The sequence below is a fragment of the Streptomyces sp. NPDC059582 genome (assembly GCF_042735715.1).
Taxonomy (GTDB): domain Bacteria; phylum Actinomycetota; class Actinomycetes; order Streptomycetales; family Streptomycetaceae; genus Streptomyces.
Genome location: NZ_JBHWCC010000050.1, coordinates 60,440 through 69,143, shown reverse-complemented (window position 1 = coordinate 69,143; position 8,704 = coordinate 60,440). Strand labels below are relative to the sequence as shown.

Annotated in this window: 7 protein-coding genes; 4 read left to right on the top strand and 3 right to left on the bottom strand. The window is 73.1% G+C overall.

The features are described from left to right. Nucleotides 1-230 precede the first annotated feature (230 nt). The 3 genes from ACFV0T_RS32810 to map form a co-directional block, all read right to left on the bottom strand. On the bottom strand, nt 231-2,831 hold the full coding sequence (locus tag ACFV0T_RS32810; protein ID WP_385787220.1) for an ATP-dependent Clp protease ATP-binding subunit: 2,601 nt from the start codon (nt 2,829-2,831) through the stop codon (nt 231-233). Between the two features lie 127 nt (nt 2,832-2,958). Then, the gene (locus ACFV0T_RS32805) at nt 2,959-3,513 is read right to left on the bottom strand and encodes a GNAT family N-acetyltransferase (RefSeq protein ID WP_385787217.1); all 555 of its coding nucleotides are present in this window, start codon (nt 3,511-3,513) and stop codon (nt 2,959-2,961) included. Nucleotides 3,514-3,551: 38 nt separating this feature from the next. Next, on the bottom strand, nt 3,552-4,319 hold the full coding sequence (gene map / locus ACFV0T_RS32800; protein ID WP_385787214.1) for a type I methionyl aminopeptidase: 768 nt from the start codon (nt 4,317-4,319) through the stop codon (nt 3,552-3,554). Between the two features lie 32 nt (nt 4,320-4,351). Between map and ACFV0T_RS32795 the strand changes: the two genes are divergently transcribed. The 4 genes from ACFV0T_RS32795 to ACFV0T_RS32780 all read left to right on the top strand — a co-directional run bounded on the left by ACFV0T_RS32795 (nt 4,352) and on the right by ACFV0T_RS32780 (nt 8,699). Beyond that, entirely contained in the window at nt 4,352-4,621 is a 270-nt protein-coding gene (locus ACFV0T_RS32795; RefSeq protein ID WP_385787211.1) for a helix-turn-helix domain-containing protein, read from the top strand. Nucleotides 4,622-4,747: 126 nt separating this feature from the next. Then, nucleotides 4,748-6,397 (top strand): hypothetical protein, encoded by a 1,650-nt coding sequence (locus tag ACFV0T_RS32790; RefSeq protein ID WP_385787208.1) that lies wholly within the window; start codon nt 4,748-4,750, stop codon nt 6,395-6,397. 179 nt (nt 6,398-6,576) lie between these two features. Further along, entirely contained in the window at nt 6,577-7,419 is an 843-nt protein-coding gene (locus ACFV0T_RS32785) for a nitrilase-related carbon-nitrogen hydrolase (protein ID WP_385787205.1), read from the top strand. Further along, complete coding sequence (locus ACFV0T_RS32780) at nt 7,416-8,699, top strand: aspartate aminotransferase family protein (protein ID WP_385787202.1); 1,284 nt, start codon at nt 7,416-7,418, stop codon at nt 8,697-8,699. The genes ACFV0T_RS32785 and ACFV0T_RS32780 overlap by 4 nt, the downstream gene beginning before the upstream one ends. The last annotated feature ends 5 nt before the right edge of the window (nt 8,700-8,704 follow it).

Sequence of the window (8,704 nt, the reverse complement as noted above, 5' to 3'; positions counted from 1 at the left end):
CCACCCCGCGGGGGCCGACCGGCTGGGGGCGGCCCGCCGCCGCGCGGGTCGGCGGGGGGGGCGGCGCGGCGTTGGTGGGGCGTCGGGTGGCCTCGGCCGGGGGGGGCCCGGGTTGCCCCCCCACGGCACGAACGTTGCCCGCTGCGGCACCAGACCCTGTCGTCACGCTCCCGCCGGCCCCGTGACGCCGGGGCCGGCGGGAGCGCTTCACGACTGCCGGCGAGAGCGCCTCACGACTCCTCGGCGGGCGGCCGCGTCGCGCCCTCGGCGCCCTTCGCGGCGGACGTCGCCGTCGCGGCCTGCGCGTCCTCGGCGCGGAAGTCGAGCCGTCCGTCCGCCACGTCCACCGTCACCCGGCTGCCGTGCCCGATCCGGCCGTCCAGGAGCAGCCGGGACATCCGGTTGTCGACCTCCCGCTGGATGGTGCGGCGCAGCGGCCGGGCGCCGTACTCGGGCTGGTAGCCACGCCCGGCGAGCCAGTCGACGGCCGCGTCGGTGAACTCCACCCCGATGCCCTGCGCGTGCAGCAGCCGACGGGTCTTCTCCAGCAGCAGGTCGGTGATCTTCCGCAGCTGCTCCGTGCTGAGCTGGCGGAAGACCACGATCTCGTCGATGCGGTTGAGGAACTCCGGCCGGAAGTGCTCCCGCAGCGGCCGCAGGATCCGCTCCCGTCGCGCCTCCTCGTCGGCCTCGTCCCCACCCGCCCCGAACCCGATGCCGGAACCGCGCCGGGTGATCACCTCCGAGCCGAGGTTGCTCGTCATCACGATCACGGTGTTGGTGAAGTCGACCGTGCGGCCCTGGGAGTCCGTGAGCCGTCCGTCGTCGAGGACCTGGAGCAGGATGTTGAAGACGTCCGGATGCGCCTTCTCGATCTCGTCCAGCAGGAGCAGCGAGTACGGGTGCCTGCGCACCACCTCGGTGAGCTGACCCGCCTCCTCGTGACCCACGTACCCGGGCGGGGCGCCGACCAGCCGGCTGACCGTGTGCCGCTCCTGGTACTCGCTCATGTCGAGCCGCACCATCCGGTCCTCGCTGCTGAACAGCGCCTCGGCGAGCGCACGGGCCAGCTCCGTCTTGCCGACGCCGGTCGGCCCGAGGAACAGGAAGCTGCCGATCGGCCGGTCCGGGCTGGAGAGTCCGGCGCGTGAGCGCATGACCGCCTCGGAGACCGCCGCCACGGCCTCGTTCTGGCCGATCACCCGCTGGTGCAGATGCTGTTCCAGACCGAGCAGGCGTTCCTTCTCCTCCTCGGTGAGCCGGCTGATCGGGATACCGGTCTGCCGGGACACCACCTCGGCGATCGCCTCCGCCGTCACCTCCAGCTGTCCCTCGTCGGCCGCGTCGTCGCCGCTGGCCGCGCTGATCCGCCGCTTCAAATCACCGATACGGTCCCGCAGTTGCGTCGCCTGCTCGTACTCCTCGTCGGCGACCGCCTGCCCCTTGTCCCGGGTGAGCTGCTCGAGCTCGTGCTCCATGGTCCGTACGTCCGTGCCCTTCGTACGGGCGCCGAGCCGCACCCGGGCACCGGCCTGGTCGATCAGGTCGATGGCCTTGTCGGGCAGCCGGCGGTCGGTGAGATAGCGGTCGGACAGCTCCACGGCCGCCACCAGCGCCTCGTCGGTGTAGCGGACCTGGTGGTGGGCCTCGTAGCGGTCGCGCAGTCCGCGCAGGATCTCGATCGCGTCCGCGATCGTCGGCTCCGGCACCAGGATCGGCTGGAACCGCCGGGCCAGCGCCGCGTCCTTCTCGATCCGCCGGTACTCCTCCAGCGTGGTGGCGCCCACGATGTGCAGCTCGCCGCGGGCCAGGGCCGGCTTGAGGATGTTGCCCGCGTCCATCGCCCCGCCCTCGCCGCCCGCGCCGGCGCCGACGACGGTGTGCAACTCGTCGATGAAGACGATCAGTTCGTCGGAGTGGGCACTGATCTCGTTGACGATGTTGTTCATCCGCTCCTCGAAGTCCCCGCGGAAGCGGGTGCCGGCGACCACGCCGGTCAGGTCCAGGGCGACCACCCGCCGGCCGGTGAGCACGTCCGGCACGTCCCCCTCGGAGACGCGCTGCGCGAGCCCCTCCACGATGGCGGTCTTGCCGACGCCCGCGTCACCGATGAGCACCGGGTTGTTCTTGCCGCGCCGGGACAGCACCTCGATGGTCTGTTCGATCTCGTCGTCCCGGCCGATCACCGGGTCGATACGGCCCTGCCGGGCCAGCTCGGTGAGATCACGGCCGTACTTGTCGAGGGTCGGCGTCGGGCTGGGCCGGGGGTGCTCGGCGCTCGGCTGCGCCCCGTCCGGCGCCTCGGGCGGCAGGCCGGTGGGAGCGAAGTGGGCCGAGTTGAGGATGTGCCCGGCCGCGGAGTCGGGGTTTGCGGCCAGCGCGCTGAGCACGTGCTCGGGACCGATGTACCCGGTGCCGCCGGCCCGGGCCAGCTCGTGCGCGTCCAGAAGGGCGCGCTTGACGGCCGGCGTCAGCGACAGCGAGGTGGGCGGCGGGGCCTCGCCCGGCGGGTGCTGGACCGGGCCGGACCGGTCGTCGATCTCCGTCGCCAGGGAGTCGGGGTCCGCGCCGGAGCGGCTGAGCAGGCTGCGGGTGGGCTCGGCGGCGAGCGCGGCCCGCAGCAGGTGCTGCGTGTCCAGGTCCCGGCTGCCGTGCTCGGCGGCGTACTGGGCGGCGCCGCGCACCAGATCGCGGGCCGACTGGCTCAGCAGCCGACCGATGTCGACCTGCCGGGGACCGGGGCGCGGTCCGCCGAAGAAGCGTGCGAGGAATTCTCCGAAGGGGTCCGGGTCGTATCCTTCCGGTCCCGATTCCGTGAAGCCGCTGGTCATGGCGTTCCGTTCCGGCGTCCCGATGGGGTCCCCCGGTCCGGGCGGAGCCGGGAACCCGGGTGGACCACCGGGACGCGCTCGCTGATCGACGTGCACGTCCGGACGCGGGTGCCCGAACGCGGCCGGCCTAGGCCTGCGGAGCGTCCTGTGCGTCCGCTGCCGTCAGGCGGCCCACCAGGGCGGCGGGCCAGGTGTACTCGATCTCGTCCAGCACGAGGCCCGAGGCCAGTCGCAGCGGGCGCTCGGCCGTGCGCAGGCCGCCCTGGCGCTCGTAGAACACGATCGCACGATCGTTGCCTCGCAGCACCTCCAGGAAGACGTCCCTGCCGGGGGACGTGGCAGCGGCCCAGGCGAGGCCCCGGCGCAGCAGGAGACGACCGAGGCCGGTGCCGACGCGGCCGGGCCGCACGTGCAGGTTGTCGACGTGGACCCGGCCGTCCCGTGCGGGCTGCAGGTGGACGAAGCCGCAGAGCTCGCCCCGCTCCTCGGCGAGCAGCAGACAGTGACCGGCCGCGCGGGTGGCTGCGGCCGTGCGCGAGCGCCACTTCTCGCGGTGCTCCTCGGCCAGCGGTCCGTGCAGGTAGGTCGCGGGCATCAGCCCGGCGTAGGCGCTGCGCCAGCTGGCCGTGTGCAACTCGGCGACACACTCGGCGTCGGCGGGGGTGCCGGGGCGAACACGCATGAGGGACCTTCCACTCGGACCGCGCGGACGGCGGTCGGTCAGCGGGCCGTCAGGATGCGGGGGCCCGAGTCCGTGATGGCCACCGTGTGCTCGACGTGGGCCGCGCGCGAGCCGTCGTTCGTGCGCAGGGTCCAGCCGTCGGCGGCCGCGTGATAGTCGTCCCGTCCGCTCGCGACGACCATGGGCTCGATCGCCAGGACCATGCCGTGACGCAGGGGGAGACCGCGCCCGGGGCGGCCCTCGTTCGGGACGGGCGGGTCCTCGTGCATACGGCGGCCGATACCGTGGCCGCCGAAGTCCTCCGGAACGCCGTACCCGGCGGACCGGCACACCGAACCGATCGCGTGCGCGATGTCGCCGATGCGGTTGCCGACGACGGCCGCCTCTACGGCCGCCTCCAGTGCCCGCTCGGCGGTCTCGATCAGCCGAAGGTCCGCCGGGCGCGGGGTGCCCACCGTGAAGCTGATCGCCGAGTCGCCCACCCAGCCGCCCACTTCGGCGCCGAAGTCGGCGGAGAGGAGGTCGCCCTCGCGCAGCCGGTAGCCGGTCGGGATGCCGTGCACGATCGCGTCGTTCACGGAGGCGCAGAGCACGGCGGGGAACGGCGTGGGGGCGAAGGAGGGCCGGTAGCCGAGGAAGGGCGAGGTGGCGCCCGCCGCGCGCAGCACGTCATGCGCCAGCGCGTCCAGCTCCAGCAGGGAGACGCCGACGTCGGCGGCCTCGCGCACCGCGGTCAGGGCCCGCGCGACGACCTGGCCGGCCTCGTACATGGCGTCGATCGATGTGTCCGTCTTCAGTTCCACCATGCCAATTACTATACCGGTATTAGAATGACGGCATGGTGCGTACCCCGCTGACCCCCGAAGAACGCGAACGCGGCGAACGACTCGGCCGGCTGCTGCGCGAGGCCCGCGGCGAACGCAGCATGACGTCGGTCGCGGCCGGCGCGGGCATCTCCGCCGAGACGCTCCGTAAGATCGAGACCGGCCGGGCGCCGACGCCGGCGTTCTTCACCGTGGCCGCGCTGGCCCGCGCGCTCGGCCTGTCGATGGACGAGCTGGCCCAGCGGTGCGCACTGGCCGGGGTTCTCGGCGGGCCCGGGAGCTGACGGACGGGCGCGGTCCGTGATCGCGGAGGCGCACTGCGTCCACTCCGAAAACTCCCCGTAGTCGTTCTGTAACACGGCTGGTGTTTCCTGCGAGGCGGAGTATTCCGGTCTGGCGGGAGTTGGGCGATGACAGTGGATCAACTCCTCGTCCGAGTGTGGGAGTTCGCGCGGTTCCTGGATGGTCTGCTGGCCCGTCTGGATCAGGACGGCGGCTGGTGCGCGGTGTTCTGGCGGCGCGACCCCGACGGCATGCAGGCCTGCCTCGACGGGCGCGAGGTGCCGCCCTGGGACGTGGTGCAAGCGCTCCTCCAGGACCTCGCCGTCGGATACGGACCGGCGGTCGCCGCGGCCGAGACGGAACGGGCCCGCGCCCTGCACGCGGTCGCCCTGGCCGCGTACGACGCCCGCCCCGGCGGCCGGGACGCCCTCGGTGACCGGCTCGACGTGATGCTCCGCGAGCAGCGGTACACCGCCGAACGGCAGGCCGAGCTGGGCCGCCTGCTCGCCTCGGCCACCAGCGGGGAGCAGGCGGAAGCCGTCCGTCTCGACCTCGCCTGGGCCCAGGACGACCACGAACGGGCCGTCGCCCGGTGCGCGGAACTCCGCTCCCGGATGGCGGAGTCGGACCGGCGGGGAGTGGGCGGCCAGGTGTGGGGGACGCCTGTCGTCCGACGGCCGGGCGCAGCCGCGGACGCGTCCGCCGGGTACCACGTCGACGCGGGCCGCCCGCACGCCACCGACTCCCCGTCCGTACCTCATCAGCGCGACACGCGGGGTACCGCCCCCTCCAGCCGGGGTGTCCAAGGCCCGGGACACCACACCCACGGCGCGGACCGGGGACACCACGCTCCCGGCACAGCTCCCGGCGCATACGACGGCCCCGGCGTCCCCCGCTCCGACGATCACGCCCCCAGCACCCCCGGACCCGTCTACGACGCCCCCACGTCCTTCGCCGCCGCCGACCCGGTCCCTGCCGCCCCCCTGCCCGCCGACGTCACCCCGGTCCCGGCTCCCGCCCCCGCCCCCGCCCCGGCCAAGCAGCGCAAGCGACGTCGTGGCAGTGCCCGGTTCGCCGGGATGGCCGAGGAGGAGGCCGCTCCCGCCGCCGTACCGCCGGACGTCGTACCGGACCTGCCCGCGCCCGCCGGCGCTCCCGCCGGGGCCGGTCGTACCCCGCGCGGAGCGCGTTTCGCGGGCGCCGCCGACGTGGTGCGGCGGGCGGAGCCGGAGCCCGGTCCGCCGGACGCGGCGGCCGGACGGGAGACCGTCGAGACGGTGCGCAGGCTGGTGGAACTGCGCGCCGAAGGGCGCAGCGGCGAGGCACACGCCCTGCTGGTGGAGATCGCGTACTGGCCCGCCCCCCGGTTCCCGCTGCTCGCGGCCGAGTTCCAGCGTGCCGGGCTCGGTGCCGACTGGGCGACGCTGCTGTGGGAGGCGGCGTCCCTGCCCGCCGACCGGCTGGTCGCCGCCGCCGACGCCCTGGTCGCGGCCGGGCGCACCGGCGACGGCGAGCAGATCCTGCGCCAGGGTGTCGCCCGCCCCGCCGCCGGGATCGGCGAGGCCGTGCTGGTCCTCGCCGACGAGGGCCGCCACCGCGAGGTCGACGCGCTCCTCGACGCCTATGTCCGTGTCCGCACCCCCGAGGAGGCGGCCCGCAGCGTCGCGCCGGACCCGCAGACGCTCGTACCGCTGCTACTGGCGGCGGCCCGGGGCGTCTCGGACGAACGGCACTGGGACCTGGTGCACGCCCTGAGAGTGGCCGGCTTCACCGCCTGAGCCGTGGGCTCCGCCACCTTGTCGGCCCAGCGACTCACCCACAGGAGTGTGAAACGCGATCGACTTCGCGGGTTAACGACGATGGTCTTGGCAAGGCCGTCCGGGAGGCTTACGTTCGTCCCTCTACGGCCTGCGTCTACGGGCGTAGAGGCTCTGACGTCCCGTCGAAGGAGCAGCTCATGGCCAACGTCGTACGAGCCGCACTGGTCCAGGCCACCTGGACCGGCGATACCGAGTCCATGGTGGCGAAACACGAGGAACACGCGCGCGAGGCGGCCCGCCAGGGCGCCAAGGTCATCGGGTTCCAGGAAGTGTTCAACGCCCCCTACTTCTGCCAGGTCCAGGAACCGGAGCACTACCGCTGGGCCGAGCCGGTCCCCGACGGGCCGACCGTGAGTCGTATGCAGGCACTCGCCCGCGAGACCGGCATGGTGATCGTCGTCCCGGTCTTCGAGATCGAGCAGTCCGGCTTCTACTACAACACCGCGGTCGTGATCGACGCCGACGGCACTGTCCTCGGCAAGTACCGCAAGCACCACATCCCGCAGGTCAAGGGCTTCTGGGAGAAGTACTACTTCAAGCCGGGCAACGTGGGCTGGCCCGTCTTCGAGACGGCCGTGGGCAAGATCGGCGTCTACATCTGCTACGACCGCCACTTCCCGGAGGGCTGGCGCCAGCTGGGCCTGAACGGCGCCCAGCTCGTGTACAACCCGTCGGCGACCTCGCGCGGTCTGTCGGCCTACCTGTGGCAGCTGGAGCAGCCCGCCGCCGCCGTCGCCAACGAGTACTTCATCGCCGCGATCAACCGGGTCGGCCAGGAGGAGTACGGCGACAACGACTTCTACGGCACGAGCTACTTCGTGAACCCGCGCGGCCAGTTCGTGGGCGAGGTCGCCAGCGACACCAAGGAGGAACTGGTCGTCCGGGACCTGGACTTCGACCTGATCGAGGAGGTCCGGCAGCAGTGGGCCTTCTACCGCGACCGCCGGCCCGACGCCTACGAGGGGCTGGTGCAGCCGTGAACGACCTCCACGCCCGCCACCTCAGCGTCCTCCCGGACTGGCTGGCCCTGTACTACGAGGACCCGCTGGAGATCACCCACGGCGAGGGCCGGTACGTCTGGGACGCCGACGGCAACCGCTACCTCGACTTCTTCGGCGGCATCCTGACCACGATGACCGCGCACGCCCTGCCCGAGGTGACGAAGGCGGTCAGCGAGCAGGCCGGCCGGATCATCCACTCCTCCACGCTCTACCTCAACCGGCCGATGGTCGAACTGGCGGAACGCGTGGCCCAGTTGAGCGGCATCCCGGACGCCCGCGTCTTCTTCACCACCTCCGGCACCGAGGCCAACGACACCGCCCTGCTGCTGGCGACGACCTACCGGCGCAGCAACACCGTCCTGGCGATGCGCAACAGCTACCACGGCCGCTCCTTCAGCACGGTCGGCATCACCGGCAACCGCGGCTGGTCGCCGACCTCCTTGTCGCCGCTCCAGACGCTGTACGTCCACGGGGGCGTGCGCACCCGCGGACCGTTCGCGCATCTCGGCGACGACGAGTTCATCGCCGCCTGCGTCGCCGACCTCAGGGACCTGCTGGGACACACCCGCCCGCCCGCCGCCCTGATCGCCGAGCCCATCCAGGGCGTCGGCGGCTTCACCTCGCCGCCCGACGGTCTGTACGCCGCCTTCCGCGAGGTGCTCCAGGAACGCTGCGTCCTGTGGATCTCCGACGAGGTGCAGACCGGCTGGGGGCGCACCGGCGAGCACTTCTGGGGCTGGCAGGCGCACGCCGACAACGGCCCGCCGGACATCATCACCTTCGCCAAGGGCATCGGCAACGGCACCTCCATCGGCGGGGTCGTCGCCCGCGCCGAGATCATGAACTGCCTTGACGCCAACAGCATTTCGACGTTCGGCGGCACCCAGGTCACCATGGCGGCCGGGCTCGCCAACCTCGGCTACCTCCTCGAACACGACCTCCAGGGCAACGCCCGGCGCGTCGGTGGACTGCTGATGGAACGGCTGCGGGCCGTCGGCGCGCAGCTTCCGGGGGTGCGCGAAGTGCGCGGCCGGGGCCTGATGATCGGCATCGAGCTGGTCAAGCCCGGCACGGACGAGGCCGATCCGCAGGCGGCCGCCGCCGTGCTCGAGGCGGCCCGCGAGGGCGGCCTCCTCATCGGCAAGGGCGGCGGCCACGACACCAGCGCCCTGCGCGTCGCGCCGCCGCTGTCCCTGAGCGTCGCGGAGGCCGAGGAGGGCGCCGCGATCCTCGAACGCGCCCTGCGGAGCGCCTGGTGACGGGC

What these genes read in the sequence shown, in the direction of transcription:
- ACFV0T_RS32790 (WP_385787208.1), top strand. Translation starts at nt 4,748, where the DNA reads ATGACAGTGGATCAACTCCTCGTCCGAGTGTGGGAGTTCGCGCGGTTC.
- ACFV0T_RS32785 (WP_385787205.1), top strand. Translation starts at nt 6,577, where the DNA reads ATGGCCAACGTCGTACGAGCCGCACTGGTCCAGGCCACCTGGACCGGC.
- ACFV0T_RS32795 (WP_385787211.1), top strand. Translation starts at nt 4,352, where the DNA reads ATGGTGCGTACCCCGCTGACCCCCGAAGAACGCGAACGCGGCGAACGA.
- ACFV0T_RS32805 (WP_385787217.1), bottom strand. Translation starts at nt 3,513, where the DNA reads ATGCGTGTTCGCCCCGGCACCCCCGCCGACGCCGAGTGTGTCGCCGAG.
- map (WP_385787214.1), bottom strand. Translation starts at nt 4,319, where the DNA reads ATGGTGGAACTGAAGACGGACACATCGATCGACGCCATGTACGAGGCC.
- ACFV0T_RS32810 (WP_385787220.1), bottom strand. Translation starts at nt 2,831, where the DNA reads ATGACCAGCGGCTTCACGGAATCGGGACCGGAAGGATACGACCCGGAC.